Source organism: Thauera sp. K11, assembly GCF_002354895.1.
Taxonomy (GTDB): domain Bacteria; phylum Pseudomonadota; class Gammaproteobacteria; order Burkholderiales; family Rhodocyclaceae; genus Thauera; species Thauera sinica.
Genome location: NZ_CP023439.1, coordinates 3235271 through 3262080, shown reverse-complemented (window position 1 = coordinate 3262080; position 26810 = coordinate 3235271). Strand labels below are relative to the sequence as shown.

Annotated in this window: 22 protein-coding genes; 19 read left to right on the top strand and 3 right to left on the bottom strand. The window is 68.9% G+C overall.

The window, feature by feature from the left end:
* Positions 1–7 precede the first annotated feature (7 nt).
* The 14 genes from CCZ27_RS14230 (at position 8) to CCZ27_RS14165 (ending at position 16053) form a co-directional block, all read left to right on the top strand.
* Complete coding sequence (locus CCZ27_RS14230) at positions 8–1111, top strand: XrtA/PEP-CTERM system-associated ATPase (protein WP_096449195.1); 1104 nt, start codon at positions 8–10, stop codon at positions 1109–1111.
* The gene (gene wecB, locus CCZ27_RS14225) at positions 1108–2271 is read left to right on the top strand and encodes a non-hydrolyzing UDP-N-acetylglucosamine 2-epimerase (protein WP_096449193.1); all 1164 of its coding nucleotides are present in this window, start codon (positions 1108–1110) and stop codon (positions 2269–2271) included. The genes CCZ27_RS14230 and wecB overlap by 4 nt, the downstream gene beginning before the upstream one ends.
* A 2-nt stretch (positions 2272–2273) precedes the next feature.
* Entirely contained in the window at positions 2274–3113 is an 840-nt protein-coding gene (locus CCZ27_RS14220) for an XrtA system polysaccharide deacetylase (RefSeq protein WP_096449191.1), read from the top strand.
* Between the two features lie 22 nt (positions 3114–3135).
* A complete protein-coding gene (locus CCZ27_RS14215; RefSeq protein ID WP_096449189.1) occupies positions 3136–4194 on the top strand; it encodes a FemAB family XrtA/PEP-CTERM system-associated protein in 1059 nt (352 codons plus the stop codon).
* Positions 4195–4199: 5 nt separating this feature from the next.
* Entirely contained in the window at positions 4200–5504 is a 1305-nt protein-coding gene (locus CCZ27_RS14210; RefSeq protein WP_096449187.1) for a TIGR03087 family PEP-CTERM/XrtA system glycosyltransferase, read from the top strand.
* Positions 5505–5583: 79 nt separating this feature from the next.
* On the top strand, positions 5584–6774 hold the full coding sequence (locus tag CCZ27_RS14205) for a TIGR03088 family PEP-CTERM/XrtA system glycosyltransferase (RefSeq protein ID WP_096449185.1): 1191 nt from the start codon (positions 5584–5586) through the stop codon (positions 6772–6774).
* Positions 6775–6820: 46 nt separating this feature from the next.
* Complete coding sequence (locus CCZ27_RS14200) at positions 6821–8752, top strand: XrtA/PEP-CTERM system amidotransferase (protein WP_096449183.1); 1932 nt, start codon at positions 6821–6823, stop codon at positions 8750–8752.
* Positions 8753–8778: 26 nt separating this feature from the next.
* Positions 8779–8979, top strand: coding sequence for a hypothetical protein (locus CCZ27_RS14195; protein WP_096449181.1), 201 nt, complete (start codon positions 8779–8781; stop codon positions 8977–8979).
* Positions 8976–9230, top strand: a complete 255-nt coding sequence (locus tag CCZ27_RS14190; protein WP_096449179.1) for a ParE family toxin-like protein — start codon at positions 8976–8978, stop codon at positions 9228–9230. Before CCZ27_RS14195 ends, CCZ27_RS14190 begins: the two co-directional genes overlap by 4 nt.
* Before the next feature lie 4 nt (positions 9231–9234).
* Positions 9235–10440 (top strand): TIGR04063 family PEP-CTERM/XrtA system glycosyltransferase, encoded by a 1206-nt coding sequence (locus tag CCZ27_RS14185; RefSeq protein ID WP_096449177.1) that lies wholly within the window; start codon positions 9235–9237, stop codon positions 10438–10440.
* A gap of 163 nt (positions 10441–10603) precedes the next feature.
* A complete protein-coding gene (locus tag CCZ27_RS14180; RefSeq protein WP_096449175.1) occupies positions 10604–11707 on the top strand; it encodes a glycosyltransferase family 4 protein in 1104 nt (367 codons plus the stop codon).
* Positions 11708–11724: 17 nt separating this feature from the next.
* Positions 11725–13350 (top strand): exosortase A, encoded by a 1626-nt coding sequence (gene xrtA, locus CCZ27_RS14175; RefSeq protein ID WP_096452596.1) that lies wholly within the window; start codon positions 11725–11727, stop codon positions 13348–13350.
* A 16-nt stretch (positions 13351–13366) separates the two neighbouring features.
* Entirely contained in the window at positions 13367–14740 is a 1374-nt protein-coding gene (locus CCZ27_RS14170; protein WP_096449173.1) for a phenylacetate--CoA ligase family protein, read from the top strand.
* Complete coding sequence (locus CCZ27_RS14165) at positions 14728–16053, top strand: putative O-glycosylation ligase, exosortase A system-associated (RefSeq protein ID WP_096449171.1); 1326 nt, start codon at positions 14728–14730, stop codon at positions 16051–16053. Before CCZ27_RS14170 ends, CCZ27_RS14165 begins: the two co-directional genes overlap by 13 nt.
* Here CCZ27_RS14165 and CCZ27_RS14160 read toward each other — a convergent pair.
* Positions 16036–17877, bottom strand: coding sequence for an asparagine synthetase B family protein (locus CCZ27_RS14160; protein ID WP_232516422.1), 1842 nt, complete (start codon positions 17875–17877; stop codon positions 16036–16038). The genes CCZ27_RS14165 and CCZ27_RS14160 overlap by 18 nt on opposite strands.
* A gap of 9 nt (positions 17878–17886) precedes the next feature.
* Here CCZ27_RS14160 and CCZ27_RS23575 point away from each other — a divergent pair, with 9 nt between their 5' ends.
* The 4 genes from CCZ27_RS23575 to CCZ27_RS14145 are packed head-to-tail and all read left to right on the top strand — an operon-like array spanning position 17887 to position 21389.
* Positions 17887–18042, top strand: a complete 156-nt coding sequence (locus tag CCZ27_RS23575) for a hypothetical protein (protein ID WP_157748589.1) — start codon at positions 17887–17889, stop codon at positions 18040–18042.
* Positions 18039–19283, top strand: coding sequence for a hypothetical protein (locus CCZ27_RS14155; RefSeq protein WP_096449169.1), 1245 nt, complete (start codon positions 18039–18041; stop codon positions 19281–19283). The genes CCZ27_RS23575 and CCZ27_RS14155 overlap by 4 nt, the downstream gene beginning before the upstream one ends.
* A 31-nt stretch (positions 19284–19314) precedes the next feature.
* Positions 19315–20487 carry a glycosyltransferase family 4 protein gene (locus tag CCZ27_RS14150; RefSeq protein WP_096449167.1) on the top strand — a complete coding sequence of 391 codons (1173 nt, stop codon included), beginning with the start codon at positions 19315–19317 and terminating at the stop codon, positions 20485–20487.
* On the top strand, positions 20484–21389 hold the full coding sequence (locus CCZ27_RS14145; protein ID WP_096449165.1) for a tetratricopeptide repeat protein: 906 nt from the start codon (positions 20484–20486) through the stop codon (positions 21387–21389). Before CCZ27_RS14150 ends, CCZ27_RS14145 begins: the two co-directional genes overlap by 4 nt.
* Here the strand turns inward: CCZ27_RS14145 and CCZ27_RS23570 are convergent.
* Positions 21365–22531 (bottom strand): glycosyltransferase family 4 protein, encoded by a 1167-nt coding sequence (locus tag CCZ27_RS23570; protein ID WP_198363127.1) that lies wholly within the window; start codon positions 22529–22531, stop codon positions 21365–21367. The genes CCZ27_RS14145 and CCZ27_RS23570 overlap by 25 nt on opposite strands.
* Here CCZ27_RS23570 and CCZ27_RS14130 point away from each other — a divergent pair.
* Positions 22509–23624, top strand: coding sequence for a glycosyltransferase family 4 protein (locus CCZ27_RS14130; RefSeq protein ID WP_096449163.1), 1116 nt, complete (start codon positions 22509–22511; stop codon positions 23622–23624). The two genes, CCZ27_RS23570 and CCZ27_RS14130, sit on opposite strands and share 23 nt — an antisense overlap.
* A 37-nt stretch (positions 23625–23661) precedes the next feature.
* Here CCZ27_RS14130 and CCZ27_RS14125 read toward each other — a convergent pair whose 3' ends face one another.
* The gene (locus tag CCZ27_RS14125; protein ID WP_096449161.1) at positions 23662–26772 is read right to left on the bottom strand and encodes a sulfatase-like hydrolase/transferase; all 3111 of its coding nucleotides are present in this window, start codon (positions 26770–26772) and stop codon (positions 23662–23664) included.
* Positions 26773–26810: the final 38 nt, after the last annotated feature.

The window sequence follows — 26810 nt, the reverse complement described above, 5'->3', positions numbered from 1 at the left end:
GCAGCAGATGTACGAATCCTTCTTCAAGCTCCGCGGCAAACCCTTCCAGCTCAACCCCGATCCGGCGTTTTTCTTCGGCAGTCGCGGGCACAGGAGGGCGATGGCCTACCTGGAATACGGACTGCACCAGAGCGAGGGCTTCATCGTCATCACCGGCGAGATCGGTGCCGGCAAGACCACGATCGTGCGCAGCCTGCTCGAGCATCTGGACCCCGGCAAGGTGGTCGCGGCCAACCTCGTCAGCACCCAGGTCGACGCCAAGGACATCCTGCGCATGGTCGCGGCCGCGTTCGGCCTGCCCAACCGCTCGCTCGACAAGGCGGGGCTGCTGCTCGCGCTCGAAACCTTCCTCGTTTCGGTCACCGCCGCGGGCAAGCGGGCGCTGCTGATCGTCGACGAGGCGCAGAACCTGACCGCCGACGCGGTCGAGGAATTGCGCATGCTGTCGAACTTCCAGCTCGAGGATCATGCACTGCTGCAGAGCTTCCTGATCGGCCAGCCCGAGTTCCGCGACATGATGCAGGGCACCGAGATGCAGCAGTTGCGCCAGCGCGTCATCGCCTCCTACCACCTGGGCCCGCTGGACGCCGAAGAAACGCGCGCCTACATCGAGCACCGCCTCGGCCACGTCGGCTGGGACGGCGACCCGATCTTCGCGCCCGACGCGTACACCGCCATCTACGGCCACACCGGGGGCATCCCGCGCCGCATCAACACCTTGTGCGACCGCCTGCTGCTCGCTGCCTTCCTCGCCGAGCGCCATTCGATCGACGAGGCGGACGTCCGCGCCGTCATCGCCGAACTCGACGAGGAATTCGCCGCGCGCGAGGGCCGGACGGATGCCCGGCCGCTCCTGCGCGATGCCGTTTCGGGCGCCGGTGCCGGCCTCAACGTGCCCGAGATCCGCTTCGACGATCTCGCGCTCGATCGCCTGAGGGTCACGCCCGAGATGGCCGAGCAGGTCGCCGGCATGGCCGCCAGCTTCGACGTGCAGCGCATCGAAGCGCGGCTGGCCGGACTCGAGCAGTCCATGTCCGCCACGCTGAACGTGCTCAACCAGCTCTTGCTGGCCGTGCGCCGCGATGGCCCGATCGAGGAGGAGTCGCGATGAGTGCGCCGATTGGCGCCGCCGCGCCCATCCTGTGCGTGGTCGGTGCCCGCCCCAACTACATGAAGGTGGCGCCCATCATCCGTGCGCTTGCCGCGCACGAGCCGCCGCTGCGCACGCTGCTGGTGCACACCGGCCAGCACTACGACGCGGCGATGAAGGACCGCCTGTTCGCCGACCTCGGCCTGCCCGAGCCCGACGTCAACCTCGCGGTCGGCTCCGGCTCGCATGCGGTGCAGACGGCGGAGGTCATGAAGCGCTTCGAGCCGGTCATCGACGAGCACGGTGCGCGCGCCGTGCTGGTGGTGGGCGACGTCAATTCCACGCTGGCCTGCGCCCTGGTCGCGGCCAAGCGCCACATTCCGGTGATCCACGTCGAATCCGGCCTGCGCAGCGACGACCGCCGCATGCCCGAGGAGATCAACCGCGTGCTCACCGACCAGATCTCCGACCTGCTGTACACCACCGAACGCAGCGCGCACGACAATCTCGCGCGCGAGGGCATTCCGGCCGGGCGGGCGGTCTTCGTCGGCAACGTCATGATCGACAGCCTGCGGGCGAGCCTTCCCAAGGCGGTGCCGGCGGCGGACCTGCTCGCGGCCGCCGGCCTCGATGCGGAGCGCATCCGCGGCGGCTACGGCGTGGTGACGCTGCACCGGCCGTCCAACGTGGATCACGCCGACACGCTCGGCCCGATCATCGGCGCGCTGCGGCAGATCAGCACGCGCCTGCCGCTGGTGTTCGCGCTGCATCCGCGCACGTGCGGCAATCTCGAGCGCTTCGGCATGCTCGACAGGCTGGACGCGCCCGGCTTCCTGATCCTGCCGCCGCAGGGCTATCTCGAGATGCTGGGCCTGATGTCCGGCGCGACGATGGTGCTCACCGATTCCGGCGGCATCCAGGAGGAAACCACCGCGCTGGGCGTTCCCTGCCTGACCATCCGCGAGAACACCGAACGGCCGATCACGGTGGAGCAGGGCACCAACACCCTGGTGGGCATCGCGCCGCAGGCGCTGATCGACGCTGCCGACGTCATTCTCGCCGGCGGCGGCAAGCGCGGCCGCGTGCCCGAGCTGTGGGATGGCCGCACCGCCGAACGCATCGCCGCGCACCTGGCCGGCTGGCTCGGGGCGCACGAAGGCGCGGCCGCGCAGGGAGCCTGACCATGGCCGAACGCATCACCAACGCCTTCACCTGCGACGTCGAGGACTACTTCCAGGTCTCGGCGCTCGCGCCGCACTTCCCGCGGGACACCTGGGAAAACGTGCCGTGCCGGGTCGAGCGCAACGTCGAGCGCATCCTGCAGATGCTCGACGAGCACGGCGCACGCGGCACCTTCTTCACGCTGGGCTGGGTCGCGGACCGCTTTCCGCAGCTCGTACGCCGCATCGCCGACGCCGGCCACGAGGTGGCAAGCCACGGCTATGCGCACGAGCGCGCCAGCGCGCTCACGCCGGGCGCGTTCACCGCCGACATCTCGCTCGCCAAGGCGGTGCTCGAGGACATCACCGGCCGTGCGGTCACCGGCTACCGGGCGCCGAGCTTTTCCATCGGCGAGGCCAACCTCTGGGCGCACGACTGCATCGCCGAGGCGGGCTACCGCTACAGCTCCAGCGTGTATCCGGTCAGGCACGACCACTACGGCATCCCCGATGCGCCGCGCTTCCCGTGGCGGCTGGAGAACGGCCTGGTCGAAGTCCCCGTCACCACCCTGCGCGCCTTCGGCCGCAACTGGCCCGCCGGCGGTGGCGGCTTCTTCCGCCTGCTGCCGTATTTCGTGTCGCGCTGGCAGATCGCCCGCGTCAATGCGCAGGACCGGCAGCCGGCGATCTTCTACTTCCATCCGTGGGAGATCGACCCCGGCCAGCCGCGCGTGCGCGACGCGGCCGCCCGCACGCGCTTTCGCCACTACGTCAATCTCGAACGCACCGAGTCGCGCCTCGAGCGCCTGCTGTCCGACTTCTCGTGGGGTCGGGCGGACGAAGTGTTCCGCGACGCCGCCTGAACATCCTGCGAAGCCGGAGAACATGGACAGACTTCCCGTGAAAGTGAAGACACTGGCGTCCGGCGATGCCGAAACGGCCGCGCGCTGGGACGGCTTCGTGCACGCCTGCCCGCAGGCGACCTTTTTCCACCTGTCCGCGTGGCAGGGCATCATCCGGGACGTCTTCCGCCACCGCACCTTCTTCCTCTATGCGGAGCGCGCTGGCGAGATCGTCGCGGTGCTGCCGCTGGCCGAGGTCAAGAGCCGGCTCTTCGGCCACGCGCTCACCTCGCTGCCGTTCTGCGTGTATGGCGGCATCGCCGCCGACGCCGAATGCGAAGCCGATGCCGCCGCCGCGCTCGAGACCGAAGCCGATGCGCTCGCGCGCCGGCTGGGCGTGCAGCATCTCGAATACCGCAACCTGGAGCCGCGCCACCACGACTGGCCGCGGCAGGAACTGTACGTCACCTTCCGCAAGGCGATCCTGCCCGAGGTCGAGGACAACATGCTCGCCATTCCGCGCAAGCAGCGCGCGATGGTGCGCAAGGGCATCAAGAACGGCCTCGTCGGCCACGTCGACGGCGACGTCGACCGCTTTTTCGCGCTGTATGCCGACAACGTGCTGCGCCACGGCACGCCGGCGCTGCCGAAGAAGTTCTTCCGGCGCCTGAAGGAGAGCTTCGGCAGCGCCTGCGAGGTGCTCACCGTCGCCGACGCCGCGGGCAAGCCGCTGTCCAGCGTGCTCAGCTTCTACTTCCGCGACGAGGTGCTGCCTTACTACGCCGGCGACGACCTCGCCGCGCGCGACCTCGCCGCCAACGACTTCAAATACTGGGACCTGATGCGCCGCGCCTGCGAGCGCGGCTGCAAGGTGTTCGACTACGGCCGCAGCAAGATCGGCACCGGCCCGTGGAGCTTCAAGAAGAACTGGGGCTTCGAACCGCAGCCGCTGTCCTACGAATACCGCCTGTACAAGCGCGGCGACGTGCCGCAGAACAACCCGATGAACCCCAAGTACCGCGCCTTCATCGCGCTGTGGAAACGCCTGCCGGTCGGCGTGGCCAATGCCATCGGCCCCCACATCGTGCGCAACCTGGGGTAACGGCCATGCCTTCCGAGCGTGCGTCGCGGCCGCCCCTGCTCTACCTGGTGCACCGCATCCCGTATCCGCCCAACAAGGGCGACAAGCTGCGGTCGTTCAACATCCTGCGCCAGCTCGCACGGCGGCATCGGGTGTATCTCGGAACCTTCGTCGATCACCCCGACGACCTGTGCCACGTCGGCGCGCTGTCACAGTGGTGCGAGGACGTCCACGCCGTGCCGCTGAACCCGCGCCGCGCGCGGCTGGCCAGCCTGCGCGGGCTGCTCACCGGCGAGGCGCTCAGCCTGCCGTACTACCGCGACGCCGGCCTCGCCGCGTGGGTGCGCGACACCGTGGCGCGCCACCGCATACGCGACGCGGTGGCGTTCTCGGGGCCGATGGCGCAGTACCTGGGCGCCGCCGGGCTCAGGCGGCGCATCATCGATTTCTGCGACGTCGATTCTGCCAAATGGACCCAGTACGCCGCCGGCCGGCGCTGGCCGATGTCCTGGCTGTATCGCCGCGAGGGCGCACGCCTGCTGGCCTTCGAACGGCGCGCCGCGGCGGATGCCGGGGCCAGCCTGTTCGTCACCGAGGCCGAAGCCGAACTGTTCCGCCGCATGGCGCCCGAGGTGTCCGCCAAGGTGGGCGTGATGCAGAACGGCGTCGATGCCGAGTACTTCTCGCCGCGGCACGATTTCGCCTCTCCGTTCCCCGAGGGCGGGCCGGTGCTGGTGTTCACCGGCGCGATGGACTACTGGCCCAACATCGACGCGGTGACCTGGTTCGCCGCCGACATCCTGCCGGCCATCCGCGCGCGGGTGCCCGGCGTGCGCTTCTGGATCGTCGGCATGAACCCGGCGCCGGCGGTGCAGGCGCTCGCCGGCGGGGCGAAGGACGGCGATATCCGCGTCACCGGCACCGTGCCCGACGTGCGTCCCTACCTCGCCCATGCCGACGTGGTCGTGGCGCCGCTGCGCATCGCGCGCGGCATCCAGAACAAGGTGCTGGAGGCGATGGCCATGGGGCGGCCGGTGGTGCTGTCCGCGGCCCCGGCGGCCGGCCTCGCCGCCGAGGACGGGTGGGACTGCGCGATCGCCGGCGACGCGCCCGGTTTTGCCGACAAGGTCGTCGAACTGCTCGAACGCCCCGGCCATCGCCGCGACATGGGCCTGGCCGGCCGCGAAGCCGTGCTGCGCGGCTACAGTTGGGCAGCGCACCTCGCGCAGCTCGAGCGCCTGTTCGCGATGCGCAGGGCGGACGATCCGCCCGACGCGGCAGTCGCCGACGGCACCGCGATCGGCGCTCCCGCCGGCGCCGCGCCGCGATGAGCGCCCCTGCCCGGCCGCCCGAAGGGGGCGCTCTCCCTCCCTCGGGGAGGATGTCGCGTAGCGACGGGAGGGTCGTCCGGTGAGCGATCCGCGTCCGCTGGTGATGCACCTCGTCTACAGCTTCGACGTCGGCGGGCTGGAGAACGGGGTCGTCAACCTGATCAACCGCATGCCGCCGGAACGTTTCCGGCACATGGTGGTGGCGCTGACGAAATGCGCGCCGGCCTTCTGCGAGCGCGTCACGCGCGCCGACGTCGACTTCGTGTCGCTGCACAAGCCGCCGGGACAGGGGTTCAAGCTCTACCCGGCGCTGTACCGCCTGTTCCGCCAGCATCGCCCGGCGATCCTGCACAGCCGCAACCTGGCCGCGCTCGAAGCGGTGGTGCCCGCGCGTGCGGCCGGCGTACCGGTGCGGCTCCACGGCGAGCATGGCTGGGAGGAGTCCGACCCGCGCGGCACGCGGCGCAAGTTCCGCGTGCTGCGGCGCCTCTACCGGCCCTTCGTCACGCATTACGTCGCGCTGTCCGGCGACCTCGAGCGCTACCTGGTGCGGGCGGTCGGCGTGCCGCCCGGCCGCGTCACGCGCATCTGCAACGGCGTGGATACCATCCGCTTCCGGCCGGCGGAGGAGGGGCGCACGCTGATCGCCGGCTGCCCCTTCGATGCGCCGGATCGGGTGCTGATCGGCACGGTCGGCCGCCTGCAGGCGGTGAAGGACCAGGTCACGCTGGTGCGCGCCTTTGCGCAGGCCGTCGCGCAGCACGCGCCCGGCAGCGAGCGCGCATGCCTCGTCATCGCCGGCGACGGTCCGCTGCGGGCGCAGGTCGAGGCCGAGGTACGCGCCGCAGGGCTGGGCGGGCGGATCTGGCTCGCCGGCGAGCGCAAGGATGTGCCGGAACTCATGCGCGGGCTCGATATCTTCGTGCTACCGTCGATCTCGGAAGGCATCTCCAACACCATCCTCGAGGCCATGGCCAGCGGCCTGCCTGTCGTCGCCACGGATGTCGGCGGCAACGGCGAACTGGTCGCCGCGGGCGAAACCGGCGCCCTCGTGCCGGCGTCCGACCCCGCTGCCATGGCCCGGGCGCTGTCAGACTACGCTGCGGATGCCGCGTTGCGGCAAAGCCATGGCGCGGCCGGCAGGCGGCGGGTGGAGCAGGGGTTCAGCCTCGATGGGATGGTCGCGCGCTACATGGATCTCTACGCCCGCCTGGCGGGACCGGCGCGGGCCGCGCGACGGCAATCGCGCAACGAGCGGCTCGCCAGCTGACGCGCGCTCCGCCGACTTCAGGCAACCTCGACAAGGAAACGCAACGATGTGCGGTATCGCCGGCCTCTTCGACATCCGTGGCAAGCGCGACTTCGATCGCGAGCTGATGCGCCGCATGAACGACGTCCAGCACCACCGCGGGCCGGACGAAGGCGGCTATCACTTCGAGCCCGGCGTCGCGCTCGCCCACCGCCGCCTGTCCATCATCGACCTCGCCACCGGCCAGCAGCCGCTGTTCAACGAGGACGGCTCGGTGGCAGTCGTGTTCAACGGCGAGATCTACAACTACCAGGAACTCGTCCCCGAACTCGAAGCGCTCGGCCACGTGTTCCACACCCGCAGCGACACCGAGGTGATCGTCCACGCCTGGGAGGCGTGGGGCGAAGACTGCGTGCAGCGTTTCCGCGGCATGTTCGCCTTCGCGCTGCACGATCGCAACCGCGACACCTTCTTCATGGCGCGCGACCGGCTCGCGGTCAAGCCGATGTTCTACGCGCTGCTGCCCGACGGCACGCTCGCCTTCGGTTCCGAACTCAAGGTGCTGATGCAGCACCCGGCGCTCGACCGCCGCATCGACCCGCAGGCGGTGGAGGAATACTTCGCGCTCGGCTACGTGGCCGAGCCGCGCACCATATTCGAGGGCGCGAAGAAGCTCGGCCCGGGCGAATCCCTGTGCGTGCGCCGCGGCCAGCCCGTCCCGGCGCCCCGGCAGTACTGGGACGTCGAATTCACCCTCGACAACGGCATCGGGTTTGCCGACGCCGCCGCCGAACTCGCCGGGCGCCTGCGCGAATCGGTGCGGCTGCGCATGATCGCCGAGGTGCCGCTGGGCGCCTTCCTGTCGGGCGGCGTGGATTCCAGCGCGGTGGTCGCGACCATGGCGGGGCTCAGCGGCGAGCCGGTGAACACCTGCTCCATCGCCTTCGACGACCCCAAGTTCAACGAGTCCGAGTTCGCCCGCATGGTCGCGGAGCGCTACCGCACCAATCACTATGTCGAGACGGTGAAGTCCGACGACTTCGATCTCATCGACACGCTGGCCGCGCTGTATGACGAACCCTATGCCGACAGCTCCGCCATCCCCACCTACCGCGTCTGCCAGCTCGCGCGCAAGAAGGTCACCGTGGCGCTGTCGGGCGACGGCGGCGACGAGAGCTTCGGCGGCTACCGGCGCTACCGCCTGCACCTCATGGAAGAGCGCATGCGCTCGGCGATGCCGCTGGGCGTGCGCCAGCCGGTGTTCGGGCTGCTGGGACGGGTATATCCGAAGGCCGACTGGGCGCCGCGCGTGTTCCGCGCCAAGACCACCTTCCAGGCGCTGGCGCGCGACTCGGTGGAAGCCTATTTCCACTCGGTCTCGCTGCTGCGCGACGACATGCGGCGCAGCCTGTTCACGCCCGGCTTCCGCAAGCAGCTCGCCGGCTACAACGCCATCGACGTGTTCCGCCGCCATGCCGCCGGGGCCAACGCCGAAGACCCGCTGGCGCTGATCCAGTACCTGGACCTCAAGACCTACCTCGTCGGCGACATCAACACCAAGGTCGACCGCGCCAGCATGGCCCATTCGCTGGAAGTGCGCGAGCCGCTGATGGACCACGAACTGGTCGAATGGCTCGCCACCCTGCCGTCCGGCCTCAAGATCAAGGGCAACGAAGGCAAGTACCTGTTCAAGAAGGCGATGGAGCCGCTGCTGCCGGACGACGTGCTCTACCGTCCCAAGATGGGCTTTGCCGTGCCGCTCGCGCGCTGGTTCCGCGGCCCGCTGAAACAGCGCGTGCGTGACGCGGTACTCGGCGAAACCCTGGCCGCCACGGGTATCTTCCAACGCAAGTACCTGGAGCATCTGGTCGATGCCCACCAGTCCGGCGCGCGCGACTACAGCTCGCCGCTGTGGACGGTGTTGATGTTCGAGGCGTTTGTCCGGAACATCGGAAATGGTGTCGCCCACGACAAATCTTCCGAGGCGTGCGCCGTTTGAGTGTCAGGTATTCAAGGAGCAGGTAAATGAGCCGAGTCGAGGAAATCGAGAAGAGTGTGCAGGCATTGTCCCCACAGGAGCTCGCCAGTTTTCGCGAGTGGTTCATTCGCTTCGATGAGGCGGCATGGGATGAGAAGATCGAGCGCGACGCATCGGCTGGTGAGCTCGATGCGCTGGCGAATGCCGCCTTGCGCGCACACCGCACCGGAAAGAGCCGAGAACTGTGAAGCATCATGCTTCAGAGGACTTCTGGGCGCGGTTCGATGTCTTGCCTGAGCACGTGCAGGAGTTGGCGCGTCAGAATTTTGAACTGCTGAAGTTGAACCCATCTCATCCCTCGCTGCATTTCAAGAAGATCGGGAAATACCGCTCGGCGCGTGTCGGGCTTCGGTTTCGTGCGCTGGGTGTCGAGGTCGAAGACGGGATCCTCTGGTTCTGGATCGGCAGCCATGCCGATTACGACAGGCTGCTGGGTTGATTCAATGCGCATTCTCCACATCCTCGACCACTCCATTCCGCTGCACAGCGGCTACACCTTCCGCACCGCCGCTATCCTGCGCGAACAGCGGGCGCTGGGCTGGGAGACCTTTCACCTGACCTCGCCCAAGCAGGGCAAGGCCGCGGCCGACGTCGAGGACGTCGACGGCCTGCGCTTCTACCGCAGCCCGGTGGCGGAACCCGGCAGGGCGGGGCTCAACGAGCTGCGCCAGATCCGTACCGTCGAGGCGCGGCTCGAGCAGCTCGCGCGCGAACTCGGGCCCGACGTGCTGCACGCTCATTCGCCGGTGCTCAACGCCATTCCCGCCATCCGCGTCGGCAGGCGGCTGGGCATCCCGGTCGTGTATGAGATCCGCGCCTTCTGGGAAGACGCCGCCGTCGATCACGGCACCACCAGCGAGGGCAGCATGCGCTACCGCGCCACCAGGGCGCTGGAGACCTGGGCGCTCAGGCGCGTCGACCACGCCTTCACGATCTGCGAAGGACTGCGGCGCGACATCGCGGCCCGCGGCATTCCGGAAGCCAAGGTCACCGTCATCCCCAATGCGGTCGACGTCGAGGGCTTCCAGCTCTCGGGCGACGCGGACCCCGGACTGCGCCGTACGCTGGGCCTGGAAGGCGCCACCGTGCTCGGCTTCGTCGGTTCCTTCTACGCCTACGAAGGGCTGGACCTGCTGCTCGATGCGTGCCCCGGCCTGTTCGCCAGGCGGCCGGAGCTGCGCGTCCTGCTCGTCGGCGGCGGTCCGCAGGAGGCCAATCTCAAGGCGCAGGCGCAGCGCCTGGGCATCGCCGACCGGGTCGTCTTCACCGGCCGCGTGCCGCATGCCGAGGTCAGCCGCTACTACGACCAGATCGACCTGCTCGCGTATCCGCGCCACTCCATGCGCCTCACCGAACTCGTCACCCCGCTCAAGCCGCTCGAGGCCATGGCGCAGGGACGGCTCTTCGTGGCGTCGGACGTCGGCGGCCACAAGGAACTGATCCGCGACGGCGAGACCGGCAAGCTGTTCGCGGCCGGCAGCGCCGACGCGCTCGCCAGCGCCATCCTCGACATGCTCGAGCACGGCGGCCGCTGGCCGGCCATGCGGGCGGCCGGGCGCCGCTTCGTGGAAGAGGAGCGCAACTGGAAGAACAGCGTCGCCAACTACGCGCCCGTCTATCGCCGCCTCGTGCTGCAGCAGGCCGCATGACCGGCCCGGCCGTTGCATCGGCGGGCCTGCGGGCGACCGCGAGGCGGCGCCGCGGCCGCGCCGGCTCCGGCGCGGCGCCGGCGGCGGTCGCGGGAAGGCGCGGCGCAGGGCACGGCGGCCGTCCCGCAACGTCCGGCCGCATCTGCCGGTGCCCCGCCCGCCGATGAATTTTTCCGAGCTTCGCCTTCTTCTCGTCGGACCGCTGCCGCCGCCGGCCGGCGGCATGGCCAACCAGACGCGGCAACTCGCCGAACTGCTGCGCGGCGAGGGTGTGCAGGTCGAGGTCGCGCAGGTCAATGCACCGTACCGTCCCGCCTGGGCCGGCCGCATCAAGGGGATGCGCGCGCTGTTCCGCCTCGTGCCGTACCTGTTCGCGCTCTGGCGCGGCTGCGGCCGGGCCGGCCTGGTGCACGTGATGGCGAATTCCGGCTGGTCGTGGCACCTGTTCGCGGCGCCGGCGGTGTGGATGGCCCGGCTGCGCGGCACGCCCGTGGTGGTGAATTACCGGGGCGGCGAGGCCGACGCCTTCCTCGCGCGGGCGGGGAAGTGGGTGCGGCCGACGATGCGGCGCGCCGACGCGCTGATACTGCCGTCGGGCTTCCTGCTCGAAGTCTTCGCGCGCCATGGCATGCCCGGGCGCATCGTGCCCAACATCGTCGACCTCGACCGCTTCCGCCCTGCCGGCGCGCTGCCCGGCGCCGGCGACGCCCCGCACCTCATCGTCGCCCGCAATCTCGAGCGGATCTACGGCAACGACACGGTGCTGCACGCTTTCGCCCGCATACTCGAACACTTTCCCGGGGCCCGCCTGTCGGTCGCCGGCTCGGGGCCGGAGGCCGCCGCCCTCGCGGCGCTCGCGCGCGAGCTGGGCATCGCCGGGCGCGTGCGCTTCACCGGCCGGCTCGACCGCGACCAGATGGCTGCGCTCTACCGTGAAGCACATCTCATGCTGAACGCCAGCAGAGTGGATAACATGCCCAACGCGATACTCGAGGCGCTGGCGAGCGGCGTTCCCGTGGTCAGCACCGGGGTGGGCGGCATCCCGCACATGGTGCGCGACGGGCACACCGCGATGCTGGTGCCGCCCGACGATGCGCCGGCGCTCGCCGCCGCCGCTCTCGCAGTGCTGCGCGACGACGTGCTTCGCGGCCGGCTCGTGGCCGGCGGCCTCGCCGACGTGCGCCGGTATCGCTGGGAGTCGGTGCGGGCCGAACTCGCCGCGGCCTACGACGATGCGACCCGGGCCGAGCGTCCGCAGGTCACTTGAAAGATATGAAGGAACCGATGCGCGCCCCTCCCCATCACGCCGATTTTCTCGAATCCGCAGGCCAGTCCGGGGGCGGCGGCACGGTCGCCGCCGGCGATGCGGCCAGGCCCGCGCCGGCAGCGGCCGCCGCTTCCGCACGCAACCTGCACCTCGCCGTGCTCGGCCTGGCGCTCGCCTGGCTGCTGTTCTGGTACCGCGACACGCTGATCTCCATCATCGACATCTGGAACCGTTCCGATACCTATGCGCACGGTTACCTGGTGGCGCCGATTTCGCTGTGGCTGGTGTGGCGGCATCGCACGCACATCGACGGCGTGCCGATCGCCCCGTCGCTGCTGGGCGTGCTCGCCGGCGCGGTGGCCGGCTTCGGCTGGCTGCTGGGCGAACTCACCAGCGTCGCCAGCGTTTCGCAGTTCGCCCTGGTCGGCATGATCATCTCGCTGATCTGGGCGGTGATGGGCACCGCGGTGCTGCGCGCCTACGCCTTCCCGATCGGCTTCCTCGTCTTCCTCGTGCCCTTCGGCGAATTCCTGTTCCCGACCATGATGGACTGGACCACCGATTTCGTCATCGGCGCGCTGCGGTTGTCCGGCATCCCGGTGTATGCCGAAGGGCGCAGCCTCGTCATCCCGTCGGGCAACTGGCAGGTCGTCGAAGGCTGCAGCGGCGTGCGCTACCTGATCGCCTCGGTCGTGGTGGGCAGCCTGTATTCCTACCTCAACTACCGCTCGCTGAGGCGGCGGCTGGTCTTCACCGCGGTGTCGGTGGTGCTGCCGGTGCTCGCCAACTGGGTGCGCGCCTGGGGCATCGTCATGCTCGGCCACTTCAGCGGCAACAAGCTCGCCACCGGCGTGGATCACCTGGTCTATGGCTGGGTGTTCTTCGGCATCATCATGATGCTGCTGTTCTGGATCGGCGCGCGCTGGCAGGAAGACGAGGCACCCGCGCCGGTGCTGCCCGCCGGCGCGGCCGCCGAGGCCGGCCTGGCGCGCAGGTCGAACGCCGTCTGGTTCGCGCTGGCGGTGCTTGCGGTGCTGGCGTGGAGGCCGGTGCTCGATGAACTGGACCGCCGCGGCCAGCACGGGCCGGTGCAGTTCGCGCAGGCCGAATCCCGCGCGGGCTGGCAGACGGTCGAGCTTTCGCGCCTGCCCGAGTGGACGCCCAGCTATTCCGGCATGCGCGGCGTGCATCGCGAGGCGTGGGCGGCGGGCGAGCGTCCGGTCGGGCTCTACGTGGGCTACTACCGTGACCAGAAGCCGGGAGAGGAACTGATCAACTCCGAGAACCGCGTCCTCATCAGCAAGGACCCGGTCTGGAAGATGACCTCCTACGGCAGCCGCTCCGCGGTCCTCGGCGACCGGCCGCTGTCGCTGCGCACGACCGAGATGGTCAGCGCCCATGGCCGCATGATCGTCTGGCACGCCTACTGGATAGGCGGCCGCTGGACCACCAACGACTACGCCGCCAAGGCTTATCTCGCCCTCACGCAATTGCGCGGCGACGGCGACGATTCGGCGGTGGTGATGGTCTATGCGCCGTATCGCGAGAACGAGCACGAGGCCGGCGTCGCCGACCTCGAGCGCTTCCTCGCCGAGATGGGGCCGTCGATCGGCAGCATGCTCACGCAGACGATGTCGCGCTGAGCCGGAGCAAGCGAACATGTCCAGCCTCTACACCCGGCTCGTCTCGGGGCTGATCTTCCCGCTCCACGAGCGGCTCAAGCATCACGATACCGTCGCGGTGCGAAGGCGGCTCGAGGATTCGCAGTGGTGGAGCCGCGACCGGCTCGCGCAACTGCAGGCCCGGCGCCTGCGCGAACTGCTGCAGCATGCCCGCGCGCACGTGCCCTATTACCGCGATCTCTTCGCCCGCACCGGCTTCGATCCCGATGCCGTCACCCGCGTCGAGGACCTGCAGCGCCTGCCCTTCCTCGGCAAGCCCGAGATCCGCGCCAACACCGAGGCGCTCAAGGCGGACGACGCGCAGGGGCTGGCCCGCTTCAACACCGGCGGCTCCAGCGGCGAGCCGCTGATCTTCTTCATCGGCAACGGGCGCGTCACCCACGACGTGGCCGCCAAGTGGCGGGCCACCCGCTGGTGGGGCGTCGATATCGGCGACCCCGAAATCGTCGTCTGGGGCTCGCCGATCGAACTCACCGCGCAGGATCGCGTCCGCGCGATCCGCGACAAGCTGCTGCGCACCGAACTGCTGCCCGCCTTCGAGATGTCCGGGGCCAGGCTGGACGGCTTCGTCGCCCGCATCCGCGAGCGCCGGCCGAAGATGCTGTTCGGCTACCCGTCGGCGCTGTCGCACATCGGGCTTCACGCCGAGCAGCGCGGCATCCGCATGGACGACCTCGGAATCGAGGTCGCCTTCTGCACCTCGGAGCGGCTCTACGACCACCAGCGCGAGGCCATCGAGCGCATCTTCGGCTGCCCGGTGGCCAACGGCTACGGTTCGCGCGACGCGGGTTTCATCGCCCATCAGTGCCCCTCGGGCAGCATGCACGTCACGGCGGAGGACGTGATCGTCGAGATCGTCGACGGCGAGGGCAGGGTGCTGCCGCCCGGCCAGGCGGGCGAGATCGTCGTCACCCACCTCGCCACCGGCGACTTCCCCTTCATCCGCTACCGCACCGGCGACGTGGCGGTGATGGGGGCCAAAAGCTGCGCCTGCGGCCGCGGATTGCCGGTGCTCGAGGAGATCCAGGGCCGCGCCACCGATTTCGTCGTCGCCCGCGACGGCACGGTCATGCATGGCCTGGCGCTGATCTACATCCTGCGCGATCTGCCGCAGGTGGCGGGTTTCAAGATCATCCAGGAGAGCCTGGACCGCACCCGCGTGCAGGTCGTGCCCGCTGCCGGCTTCGACGCCGGCACGACGCAGCGCATCCAGCACGGCCTGGCGGCGCGGCTGGGCGAGGGCGTCGGCATCGAAGTCGAGACCGTGTCCGCCATCCCGCCGGAAAAATCGGGCAAGCACCGCTACGTGGTCAGCCGCGTGGCCGTGCCGGGGGCGCCATGCGCGACATAATCGTCACGCTCGCCGTTTTCGGGTCCTTGCCGTTCATCCTCAGGCGGCCGTGGATAGGCATCCTGATGTGGTCGTGGCTCGGCTACATGAACCCTCACCGGCTGGCGTGGGGCTTTTCCACCTCGATGCCGTTCGCGCTCATCGTCGCGCTCACGACTTTCGGGGCGCTGCTGATGTCGCGCGAGAAGAAGGAAATCCTCTGGACGAGGGAGACGAAGCTCCTTCTCCTGTTCACCGGCTGGATGTTCGTCACCACCGCGTTCTCGATGTACCCGTGGATGGCCTGGACGCAGTGGGACAAGGTGTGGCGCATCATGCTCATGACCTTCGTGACCATGCTGGCCATCCGGGAGCGTGAGCACGTCCACTGGCTCGTCGTGGTGATCGTGGCATCGCTGGCGTTCTACGGCGTCAAGGGCGGGATCTTCGTGCTCACCGGCGGCAGCGCGCACAACGTCCGGGGGCCGGACGGTTCCTTCATCGCCGACCGGAATTCCGTCGGACTGGCGCTGCTCATGACGATTCCGCTCATCTGGTATGTGCGGCTCCAGGCGAAGCGGGTGTGGGAGCGCCAGATATTGATGGCCGCCGGTGCGCTCACGCTGATCGCCATCATCGGAACGCACTCGCGGGGGGCCCTGCTCGGACTGGGGGTCGTCGGCCTGTTCTTCATCATGAAGGCGAGAAACCGGTTCGGCATCCTCGTCGCGGTGATCCCCCTGATCCTGGTGCTGATGTTCGTCATGCCCCAGGAGTGGTTCGATCGGATGCACACCATCGAGACCTACGAGGACGATGCCTCGGCCCGGGGCCGGCTGTACGCCTGGGGCAATGCCATCGAACTGGCGAACATGAGCATCTTCGGCGGTGGATTCCGGGCGGTGACCGGCTACGGCGGCACGGATTCCCACAGCAACTGGTTCGGCGTTCTGGGCGAACAGGGATGGATAGGGCTGGTGATGTTCGTGCTGCTGCACCTCTTCACGTGGCGGACGGCATCGCGGGTCATCCGTGAAGTCAGGCCCTACAAGGAACTCACGTGGGCGCGCGATCTGGCGTCCATGATCCAGGTGAGCCTCGTCGGATACATGTCGGCCGGATCGTTCCTGGGGCTGCAGTACTTCGACCTCTTCTACCACCTCATCGTGATCGCGGTGATCCTGGCCGCAATCGTGCAGCGCGAGATAAAGGCGCTGGCGCCCGAAACGCCGCGCCGGCCCTTGCCGATGGACGGTCTGAGGCCGCCTTTCCCCGTGGCCCGGGTTCCGCCGGCCGCGAAGCCGGCGGGGCGGCCGTCAGGCGTTGTGCCGTAGCCAAAGCTCCATCTGCACCAGCACCCAGATCATCACGCCGTAGTAGCTGGCGTGGCCGGAGGCGTGCGCCTCCCGCAGCCTTTCCAGATAGGCGGGGCGGATGATGCCGCGTTGCGCCAGGCTGGCGAGCGCGTCGTTCGCCAGGGCCTGCAGCGGTCCGTGGCTGTCGAGCCAGACACCGAAGGGCAGGCCGAAGCCGTGCTTGGACTTGGCGATCGTCTCGTCGGGGAGGAAGCCGCGCAGCGCGTCCTTGAAGAGAACGCGCAGCCTGCCGTTGCTCACCTTCCGATCCGTCCGGAGCGTGCCGGAGAACGCGACCAGATCGTCGTCGAGGAACGGGAAGCGCACTTCGACGCCCGCCGCTTCGCACATGCGGCTGACCTTGCGCAGATCGTTGTCGGCCAGCGTGAACTTGTGGTCGAGATGCATCATGCGCTCCACCGGCTCCGGCGAGGCGCAGCGGAAATAGGCTTCGCGCATCAGCGCCAGGGGGCGGTCGGGGTCGATGCCGGCGAGGAAGTCCGCTTCGAAGATTTCCTGCAGCGGGTCCCGGTGCAGGAAGTTGTAGGTCTCCAGCCGGTCCGGCAGCGGAATGCGGGCCTGGCGCACGTAGCTCTGCGCCTTGCGCACCGGCCACAGGGAGGCGCCGAGCGGAAAGTTCAGGATCAGCGGTTCGACGACGCGGCGCAGCGCGGAGGGCAGGCCATGGTAGTGCTCGAACACGCCCTGCTTGGCGTAGCGCGCGTTGCCGCCGAAGAACTCGTCGCCGCCGTCGCCGGCCAGCACCACTTCGATGCCGTTTTCCCTGGCGAGCTTCGCGCAGAAATAGGTGGGCGCCGCCGACGCGTTGCCGAACGGTTCGTCGTAGGCGGCCGCGATCAGCGGGATCGCCTCCGCCACGTCGTCGGGGGTGACGTAGTACTCGTGGGCCCGGGTGCCGAAGTGCTTCGAGGTGATGCGGGCGTATTCGAGTTCGTCGAACCCCTGGGCGTCGAAACCGATCGAGAAGGTGTCGGCCGGCTTGCCGGCGATCCGGCCGAGCATGCCGCTCACCGTCGAACTGTCGGTGCCGCCGGAAAGGAAGGCGCCGGTCGGGCGAACGTCGTTCTGGCGGGCCACCGCCTGCTGCACCAGCTCGATGAAGCGGCGCTTGCTTGCTTCGTCGTCGTCGGCGCCGCCGGTGTCGTAGGCAAGATGCCAGTAGTGGCGGCGGGCGGCGGACGTTCCTTCGAGTTCGAGGCACTCCGCCGGCAGCAGCTTCTCCACGCCGGCGAACGCCGTGTCCGGGCTGGGCACCATGTGGCAGTAGAGGTACTCGAACAGCGCCTGCCGGTTGACCGGCGCGGCGATGGCCGGGTGCCGGGCGACCGAGCGGGCGCTCGTCGAGAACACCAGCAGCGGCCCCACCCGCGCAAAGCAGAGCCGCTCCGCGCCGCTGCGATCCACCGCCAGCGTCAGCTTGCGGCTGCGGGGATCGGCGATCACCAGCGCGAAGCTGCCGTGCAGGTCGGCGAGCAGTCCGTGGCCGTGGCGGCGGTAGTGCGCGATCGCCGCCGCGGCGTCTCCGCGCAATGCCGCGACGTCGGCCGCTTCGGGGTTCGTCCACCGGGGGCGTCCCAGCACCGCCGCGATGCAGCCGGATTCGGCATCCTGCGCGATCGATGCGCCCGCCCTTCCGGCGGCGACCACCGCGGTCCCGGACGATTCCACGGCCACGTCGCCGCGTGTCAGTCCCTCGGCTGCCAGCATGGCATCCAGCGCTTCGGCCGGTACTTCATCGCCGCCGAAATTGATCCAACCGCCAAGTATTCGTCGTGTATTCATCACTCTAGAATGGCAAAGTTCATCGGCACGGCGGCAATGGTAGCCGACGCCGATGATTCCAAGTGCAAGGCACGTCACGCCGTGCCGGCTTCCTTCATGTCTTTTCCGGCCGGGTCTGGCCGGTTCCGCGCCTGCGGGCTGCAGATCCGCCGCTTCGCCCGATGATTTCGACGCTGCTCTATCTCGTCTTGTTGTGGCTGCTGGCGACGCTGGCATGCTTGCTCGGCCGCCATGCGTCGACCCTGCGCGCGCTGTGGCGGGAGCCGGCCCTGCGCCATCCCGTGCTCATCGTGGAAAGCGACGACTGGGGGACCGGGCCGCCCGGCGATGCCGCCATGCTGCGCCGCATCGCCGCGGTGCTGCAGCGCGCCCGGGACGAGACCGGCCGGCCGGCGGTCATGACGCTCGGAGTCGTCGGCGGCCAGCCCGACGGGGCGTCCATGCTCGCCGCCGGCCTTGCACGCTACGTGCGGCGTACGCTGGACGAGCCGGAGTTCGCCCCCATCGTCGCGGCGATGCAGGCGGGGTGCGCGGCCGGGGTGTTCGCGCTGCAGCGGCACGGGCTGGAGCATTGCTGGCCGGCCTCCGTGCTGGAACGTGCGCGCGAAGACGCGGCGTTGCAGCGCTGGCTGGCCGATCCCGCGGCACGCAGCGAGGCGTTGCCTCCGGCCCTGCAGAGCCGCTGGATCGATGCCGCCGCGCTGCCCAGCCGGCCGCTGCCTCCGGAACGGATCCGCGCGGCCGTGGATGAGGAGGCGCACCTGTTGCAAGCGCTGTTCGGCAAGGCGCCGATGGTCGCAGTGCCCAACACCTTCGTGTGGAACGACGACGTCGAGAGGGCCTGGGTGGCCAGCGGCGTCACCTGCATCGTCACCGGCGGGCGCCGCTTCGAAGGGCGGGGGGCGGACGGCGCGCTGCAGCGGCCTGTTGCCACGATGCGAAACGGGGACCGTTCCCGTGCCGGAGCGATGCTGCTGGTGCGCGACGATTACTTCGAACCCGTCCGCGGGCACCGGGCCGAGCGCGTGTGGCAGTCGGTCGGGCTGAAATGCCTGCTCGGCCGGCCGGCCCTGCTCGAAACGCACCGCGAGAGCTTCATCGCTTCGCCGGAGATCGCCGGGCAGGCGCTCGCCGAGCTGGAGAGGGCCCTGCAGGGCGCCCTGGAGCGCCATCCCCGGCTGCGTTTCATGTCCACCGAGGAGCTTGCGGGCCATCTGGCGGACCCTGCCTCGCCGCTGAGGGAGCAGCGCTGGCGCAGGCGCGCGCGCGCCTTCCTGTTCCGCGCGATGCACGAGGCGGCGCTGGCGCGCATCTTGAAGTACAGCGGCCTCGGCGCGGTGCTGAGGGTGCTCGCGCCCGTGCCGGGCGGCGTGAAGCATGGCCGCATCGGGGCGGAAGCAGGGTGATAGGATCGCACGTCGTACATGGAAGCACGCAATGCAGAATCGATACCTGGTCCTCACCGAGCTTTTCCTGCCCACCAAGGGGGGCACCGCCGTCTGGTTCGACGAGGTCTATCGCCGGCTCGGGGGCAAGGAGATCCACATCGTCACCGCCGACGTGCCCGGCGCCGCCGAGTATGACCGCGATCACCCCAACACCGTCCACCGCCTTTCGCTGAAGCGCGTGCCCTGGCTCAAGCCGGAGTCGCTGCTGATGTACCTGAGGTTCGTGCTGGCGTCCCTGCGGCTGGCGCTCACGCATCGCTTCGATGCGATCCACGCCGGCCGCGCGCTGCCCGAAGGGCTGGTGGCCTGGCTGGTGGCGCGCCTCACGTTCCGGCCGGTCGTGATCTACGCCCACGGCGAGGAATTGACCGGGTGGGGGCGGGGAAACAAATACAAGGCGATGTGCTTTGCGCTGCGCCACGCCGACAAGGTCATCGCCAACAGCGATTTCACCCGCGACACGCTGGTGGGCATGGGGGTGGAGCCGGAGCGCATCGTCATGATCCATCCCGGCGTCGACGTCGAGCGCTTCCGTCCGGGCCTGCCTTTCCAGGACCTGCGCGACGGCCTGCGCCTGCAGCCCGGCGCAAAGCTGATCCTGTCGGTCGGGCGGCTGAGCCGGCGCAAGGGCTTCGATACGATGATCGACTGCATGCCGGCGCTGCTCGAAGCCGGACTCGACGTCCACTACGCGGTGATCGGCATCGGCGAGGACAAGGATTACCTTTCCCGGCTGGTTGCCGAGCGCGGCCTGGAAGGACGCGTGCACCTGCTGGGCCACGTCGCGATGGAAGACCTGCCGCGCTGGTACAACGCGTGCGACCTCTTCGTCCTGGCCAATCGCGACATCGACGGCGATACGGAAGGGTTCGGAATCGTCTACGTCGAGGCTGCCGCCTGCGGCAAGGCGTCCGTCGCGGGCAAGGCCGGGGGGACCGGCTCGGCCGTGCTCGATGGCGTGACCGGCTTTCGCGTCGATGCCGAGGCGCGAGGCGAACTCAACAACGTGCTGCTCATGCTGCTGGAAGATGAGCAACTGTGCGAACGCCTGGGCACGTCCGGCCTGCAGCGGGCGCGTACGGCACTGAGCTGGCAGGCGATCGCCCAGCGGACGAGCCGGCTCGCCCCCGACCAACCGATGAAACCGAGGCCATCGCCGTGAGAAAGGAATTTCGGGCTTTCCATCTGGGGCTGCTCCTGGCCGCCGCGGCATCCGCGGCCCAGGCGCAGCACAATCCGGCCGGTACCGCGGCGGAGCAGGCCGCGCTGCCGGCCTTTTGCCAGGTGAAGCTGAGGGACGAGAACCGGAGTCTGGAGGCGCAGCGATATATCGCACAGTTCGGTTTCGACAACTGGCTGCATCTCCACCACTACTGCTACGGGCAGAACTTTCTCAGCCGGGCTGCCAAAGCGGCCGATGCGAAGGATCGATCGTCCCAGCGCCGCCTGGCGACGAAGGAGTATGAGTACGTCCTGCGGGGCGTCCGTCCGGACTTCTGGATGCGCCCGCAACTGTACGTGGAGCTGGGCCGCATCTACCAGCAACTGGGCGACGCCGCGCGGGCAACGGGATTGTTCAACGATGCGATTCGCGTCAGCCCGGGCTATCAGGCGGCATACCTGGCGCTCGTCGCCCAGCTTCGCCAGAGCGGCTCGGGCCGGGAAGCGCTTGCCGTGGCGACGGAGGGCTTGCGCAACCTGCCCGATTCCGAGGCGTTGAAGAAGGCGTACAAGGAACTCGGCGGCACGGAGCCGTTCCCCTCGCCGGTGGCGGGCAAGTCCGCCCCGCGAAGGAGGAGGCAGCGGCAGCTCCGCAGGAACCGGCGGTCACGCCGCAGGAGTCGGCGGCCGCACCCCGGGACGCCGCGACGGACGAGGGGGCGGACCCGGCGCCCAACGCGAATGGCGAAACCGCGGAAGGGGACGCCGGCGGCCGCAAGTGCCGCTTCTGCCCGCCGGAGGACATCCAGGACCGCTGGCGCAAGTCGTTTGAAGAACCGGCGCAGCGGTGACGGGCAGCCTTCCGTGCCGATCGAGCCTCAGACGTGGCAGAGAGCCGCGTAGAGCGACTGCATCTTTTCGATCGGCGCTTTCGAGAACGTCGACAGTGCAAGCTCCCGGGCTTCGTTGCCGAGACGCCGGCGTTCCTGCTCGTCGTCCACCAGGTGTTGCATGTGATTGACCAAGGCATCGAGGTCGGTGCGCTCGAAGAGATAGCCGGTCCGGTCGTGCTGCAGGATCTCGGGCGTACCGCCGGTCGCCGACGCGATCACCGGTTTGCCGGCCGCGGCGCTTTCGAACAGGATCATCGCGCACGGTTCTTCCCATTGCGACGGCATCACCATGACGTCTGCCGTGGCGTAGAGATTTTCCGCATCGGAGCGGTAGCCGATGTAGCGGACGCGCGGATCCGCCCCGCACAGCGAGTGGACCTCCGCTTCGGTGTAGGCGCCCTTGGTGTCGCGGATCGGTCCTGCCAGAAGGAAGCGGACATGTTCGCCGCGCACGCGCCGTGCCGCCTCGATGAAAAGCTCGATGCCCTTTGCACGGATCATCTGGCCCGCAAGCATGATGACGACGTGGCTCCGGTCCAGGCCGAATTCGGCGCGGATATCCCGGCCGTGGCTGAAGCGGCCCAGGTCGGAAACGTTGTGTACCACGTGCTTGGGCACGCCCCACGATTCCAGCCCGTCGGTGACGTAGCGCGACACCCCTATGGCCGCCGCGGTATGGCGGAGAAAGGACGAGGGGGTGCGTACGCCGGTATGGAAGTGGTTGATGACGGGAATCCCCGCGAAACGGGCAGCCAGGATCTCGGCGGGCTTCCAGCCGATTGCCCCGTAGTTCAGGTGGATCAGGGAGATTTCGTGCGCCTTGAGCATCCGCCAGGCACGCAGGACATCCAGTGCGTATGCCGGCAGGTTGGGGCGGCTGTCGTGAATGCCCCAGACGAGCGTCTCGATGTGCTCGTCGCGCAGCGTCGCGGACAGCTTGCCTTCCTGCGTCAGGACGACGATCGGCTCGAAACGGGTGCGGTCGATGGTGCGGACGAAATTCAGCGTGGCGCGGCTGGCCCCGCCCCAATCCTCATGGGTGCCAAGGAAGTAGGCGATTCGTATCCTGCGCGCCGTCTGTGTCGATGTCATACGCCGAAAGATCCACTCGGTTGATGGAGATGAACCGATGATGCCTGAAAAGAACCGCATCACCGCGTGCTTTATTACCGGCAGCGCAGGCGATTGGGGCGGCGCCAGCCGCGTGATCTATACGCTGCTGCGCCGCCTTCCGCGCGAACGCATCGATCCGCTGGTGCTCCTGCCGGGAGACGGTCCCGTCGCCGGCGAACTGGAGGCCAGCGGCATCCGTTTCCGGCTGTGGGGGGCATTGACGGAGCTGGAGCTGCCCTCGCCATGGCGCTACGTTTCCGCCCTCGTCCGCGCGATGGCCTTTTTCCGGCGTCACCGGGTGCGCGTGGTGCACGTCAATCATTCCGGTTTCTGGCGTGCGGCGGAAATTCTCGCCGCACGCCTGCTCGGGATTCCGGTCATCGCTCACTACCACGTCGTCAACGCCCGGCCCGCACCCGGCATGGCATGGTGTGCGAAGGCAGTCGCCGTGTCCGACTACGTGGCGCGGATGTCCGGCCCCGCCGGGCTGGAGAAGTGCGTCGTCTACAACCCGGTGGACCCCGGGCGCTTTGCGGCCGGCCGGTCGCTGCGTCCGGATCTGGGGATTCCGGACGCGTGCCCGGTCGCCGGTTTTGCGGGTCAGATCCGTGACATCAAGGGCGTGCAGGATTTCATCCGGATGGCCCGGATGATCGACGCCCCGGATGCGGTCTTCCTGATCGCGGGAGAATGCCGCGATCCGGCGAAGTTCCCCGGCTCCTACACCGAACCCCAACTGCGCGAGATGATCGGCGGCGACACGCGCATCCGCTACCTGGGCTACGTGGAGCGGATCGAGGACGTCTATGCGACGTCCGACGTGATGGTGGTGCCGTCGCGCTGGCAGGAACCGCTCGGGCTCATCGCGATAGAAGCCGGCCTGATGGGGCGGGCGGTCGTGGCCACCCGGGTCGGAGGTATTCCGGAAGTCATCGTGGACGGCCAGACCGGCTGTCTTTTCGAGGTCGGCGAGATCGGGGAAATGGCGGCATGCGTCGCTGCACTGCTGCGCGATGCCGGCGAGCGCGCCCGCCTTGGCGGGTCGGCGCAGGAACGGGTGACGCGGCTTTTCGTCGATGGCCCGGTGCGGGAGTTCGAGGCACTGCTGTTCGACAGCGCGCGCCGCGCATGAGCGCGGCCTTGCCGGTCCGCATCATCGCAGGATCTGTCTAGCGGGAGCCTCCTTCGACCAGGAAAGGCTGCATCTGGAGCCAGAGCTGTTCCTGCTCCACGGCATTGATCCCGGATACGTCCTCGTGGCAGCCCGGATCGTTTGCGACGTCATAGAGGCAGAGCCGGTATCCACCCGTCAGCGGCTGGTAGACCAGCTTCCATCGCCCTTCGCGCAGCATGCGGTCCTTGGCCTCGACGATCGCGTGCTGGAAATCCGTCTTGATGGCGAGGGTGCCGCTGTCCTTGTCCGGCACTTCGAGCATTTCCAGGAGATTCGGATAGCGCAGATGGGTCGGGTCCATGCCGGGCGGCGGCGTCAGCCACAAACCCGTCTCGTTGTAGGCTTCGAGTTCTCGCGGGGCGGCCTCGTCGCGGAGCAGCGGCACGAGCGACACGCCCTCCATGCTGGGCGCGGGCGGAGAGCCGGTCAGCGCCAGCAGCGTCGGCGCGATGTCGATGCTGCGCACCACGTCGGCCACGACCCCGCGGGCCGGCATACCCGGCGCGCGAACGATCAGCGGTATGCGCGCCGAATGGTCGCCGACCGCCGAGTTCCCCTGTCCCCAGGTGTCATGCTCGAAGAACTCCATGCCATGGTCCGAATAGACCACGACGATGGTGTTCTCCGCCAGGCCGCTGGCCGCCAGATGGGCCAGCATCTTGCCGACCTCGTCGTCGAACTGGGCCACGCAGCCGTCGTAGAGGTCGATGATGTGGTCGAGGTCGAACTCTTCGCGCGGTTCTCCCTGGCGGCGAATGATGTCGAAGGGGTCGTTCAGCTTGGCCATCGCGAAGCGGGAACTGCCGTCATACGCCGGATCGGCGAATTTTTCGTACCACGGCCATTCGGAGGCGAAGGGCGGGTGCGTCGTCGAATAGAAGACGTTGAGCAGGAACGGCTTGTCGTCGGCCGCCAGGCGCGACAGCAGGCGCCGGCTGCGGCGGCCGATGTCGTCGGTCAGCGGCACGCCCCCCAGGTAGAACACCTCCGGCAGAAGCAGGCGGCCGAGGCGGTTGTGGGTGAAGGCGGAGATGAACAGGCGCAGGTCCTTGGGTCCCTGGCGGATCAGGTACTTGAGGTTCCATTGATCCTCGGGCAGGTCCGTCAGCGCGAAACCGAATGAGAACTTGCCCAGGTCGGCCCCGCACCAGTCCGACAAGGACGCGGTATTGTAGCCCCGGGATTTCAGCAGGGCCGGGAGGGCGTCCACCGTGAGGCGCGTCTCTTCGTCGGCGACGAAGTTGTCGCGGATGCCGTGGCGTTGCGGCCAGGTGCCGGTGAACAGCGAAACCAGGCTCGGCGCCGTGCGGGCGCAGGGCACGTAGCAGTGGGTGAACAGGCTGCCCTGAAGGCCGAGGGCATCCAGGTTGGGCGTCAGGCGCCGATGGTAGCCGAGTGCGCCCAGGCGGTCGCTCCGCAGCGTATCGGCGCCCATCATCAGGATGTTGGGCCGGGTGCTGCGCGCAGGCTGGCGGGGGCGTGCGCGGGATTCCGGCTCCAGCTCCGTCCATGCGATGGCAGCCACATAGAACACCACGGCGCCCCACAGGGTGAGCAGGGTGCCCAGTTCTCCCTGCTGCGCCAGCCTGGCGGTGGAGGTGGCCAGGAGCAGGGCGAAGACGGCGAGCGCGGCCGACTGGACGTTGCGGATGCGTTTCGCCGTCGCCCGGCGCCACAGCGGATGCAGCCGCGCCATGCGGTAATGCATGGATGCCACCAGAAGGCCGGGGTTGAAACGCAGCAGGCGCACGAACTGGGCCGTTGCGGCACCGAGGAGCCCCAGAACCGCCGCCGCGGTTTCGGCCGCGACCGACCACGACCATCCGAAACTGGTGGCGAGCAGGCCATAGACCAGCACGCCGCCACCGGCGAGAAAGCTCATCAGCGCGAAGCTCCACAGCCCGAGGCGGGCGAGGGCATACAGCGAATACCGGCGGTAGTGGGCAAGGATCTCGTTGCGGATGCTGGGGCCGGTGCGCGAGAAGTCCAGTATCGATTTCCACAGCAACGAGCCGGTGCCGGCGGCGGCGACGACCGCGATGGGCCATAGCGCCGCGGCGGGATCGTCCCCTGCGGCAAGCCATGCGGTGGCGGCGCCGGCCAGGGCGAGCAGGGCGAGCAGCCACAGGCCGACGCCGAGGCCGTCGGCCGGCAGGGTGAGCCCGCGGCCGCGGTGGCCGGATTCGCCGCGCCCCTGCAACTCGCCCAGGGCCGCCGCAGTGCGTACCCAGTAGAAGCGGCGTTTGGCCCAGGAAAGGCAGAACGTGCCGCGAAAGGCATATCCCCCCACCTTGCGCCACATGTAGAGCGGCACCCGGCCGTTGCCGCGGATGCGCGAAGTGGAGCGGGTGCGCTGGTAGCCCTTGCGCATCAGGTAGGACAAGGTCAGCCGCTCGTTGTCGACATAGTGGTACTGGATCATCGCCGGCTGGTACTGGCAGCGAAGGCCGCGCTCGAGCGCGCGCAGCACGTACTCGCTGTCCTCGCCGCCGCCCAGGTCGTGGCCGTGCGGCCCCAACTCGGTCGAAAATTGCCCGCACAGGTCGAACACCTCGCGGCGGACGGCGAGATTGCCGCCCCCGGGGATCGGCCCTTCCTGCGCAGTGATCGTCTTTGGCACGTCGCCCTGGTCGTAGCGCGGCACGGGCAGAGGGTAGATCCGGTAAGGCCCCTCGTCGTGCACCCATGCCGGCTCGGTTCCGTCCCAGTCCGGCAGGATGCGGCCGCAATACAGACTCGCATCCGGCCACTGCCGGACGGCGTCTTCGATGGCGACGAGATAGTTCGCATCGACGCGATGGTCGTCGTCGACGAAAGCGACGATTTCGCTGTCGATCCTAGGGATCGCCGTGTTCAGCGCGTGGGACTTGCCGGGCGTCGGCACCTCGAGGACGTCGAGCGGCAGCCTGCTGCTTCCCGGCTGCGCCGCCCGATAGGCGTTCATCCGCGCCACCGTGTCGTCGGTGCAGGCATTCGCGGCGACGAGGATGCGCACGGGCAGGGCCGGGCGAACGGCCGTATTGAGGGACGCGATCACACGTTCGAGCAGGGCTGCACGATTGTGGGTGCAGATCAGGATGGTCAGGCTGGCGGTAAATGGGGACACGTCAGGCTCGCACGATGGGGAGGTCGATCACTGGCAGC

Bases quoted from the DNA above. Each gene is read 5' to 3' on its own strand.
- xrtA (WP_096452596.1), top strand. From the start codon at position 11,725: ATGCGCGCCCCTCCCCATCACGCCGATTTTCTCGAATCCGCAGGCCAG.
- CCZ27_RS14185 (WP_096449177.1), top strand. From the start codon at position 9,235: ATGCGCATTCTCCACATCCTCGACCACTCCATTCCGCTGCACAGCGGC.
- CCZ27_RS14220 (WP_096449191.1), top strand. From the start codon at position 2,274: ATGGCCGAACGCATCACCAACGCCTTCACCTGCGACGTCGAGGACTAC.
- CCZ27_RS14165 (WP_096449171.1), top strand. From the start codon at position 14,728: ATGCGCGACATAATCGTCACGCTCGCCGTTTTCGGGTCCTTGCCGTTC.
- CCZ27_RS14160 (WP_232516422.1), bottom strand. From the start codon at position 17,877: ATGAATACACGACGAATACTTGGCGGTTGGATCAATTTCGGCGGCGAT.
- CCZ27_RS14170 (WP_096449173.1), top strand. From the start codon at position 13,367: ATGTCCAGCCTCTACACCCGGCTCGTCTCGGGGCTGATCTTCCCGCTC.
- CCZ27_RS14155 (WP_096449169.1), top strand. From the start codon at position 18,039: ATGATTTCGACGCTGCTCTATCTCGTCTTGTTGTGGCTGCTGGCGACG.
- CCZ27_RS14130 (WP_096449163.1), top strand. From the start codon at position 22,509: ATGATGCCTGAAAAGAACCGCATCACCGCGTGCTTTATTACCGGCAGC.
- CCZ27_RS23575 (WP_157748589.1), top strand. From the start codon at position 17,887: ATGGCAAAGTTCATCGGCACGGCGGCAATGGTAGCCGACGCCGATGAT.
- CCZ27_RS14200 (WP_096449183.1), top strand. From the start codon at position 6,821: ATGTGCGGTATCGCCGGCCTCTTCGACATCCGTGGCAAGCGCGACTTC.
- CCZ27_RS14230 (WP_096449195.1), top strand. From the start codon at position 8: ATGTACGAATCCTTCTTCAAGCTCCGCGGCAAACCCTTCCAGCTCAAC.
- CCZ27_RS14150 (WP_096449167.1), top strand. From the start codon at position 19,315: ATGCAGAATCGATACCTGGTCCTCACCGAGCTTTTCCTGCCCACCAAG.
- wecB (WP_096449193.1), top strand. From the start codon at position 1,108: ATGAGTGCGCCGATTGGCGCCGCCGCGCCCATCCTGTGCGTGGTCGGT.
- CCZ27_RS14180 (WP_096449175.1), top strand. From the start codon at position 10,604: ATGAATTTTTCCGAGCTTCGCCTTCTTCTCGTCGGACCGCTGCCGCCG.
- CCZ27_RS14195 (WP_096449181.1), top strand. From the start codon at position 8,779: ATGAGCCGAGTCGAGGAAATCGAGAAGAGTGTGCAGGCATTGTCCCCA.
- CCZ27_RS14210 (WP_096449187.1), top strand. From the start codon at position 4,200: ATGCCTTCCGAGCGTGCGTCGCGGCCGCCCCTGCTCTACCTGGTGCAC.
- CCZ27_RS14215 (WP_096449189.1), top strand. From the start codon at position 3,136: ATGGACAGACTTCCCGTGAAAGTGAAGACACTGGCGTCCGGCGATGCC.
- CCZ27_RS23570 (WP_198363127.1), bottom strand. From the start codon at position 22,531: ATGCGGTTCTTTTCAGGCATCATCGGTTCATCTCCATCAACCGAGTGG.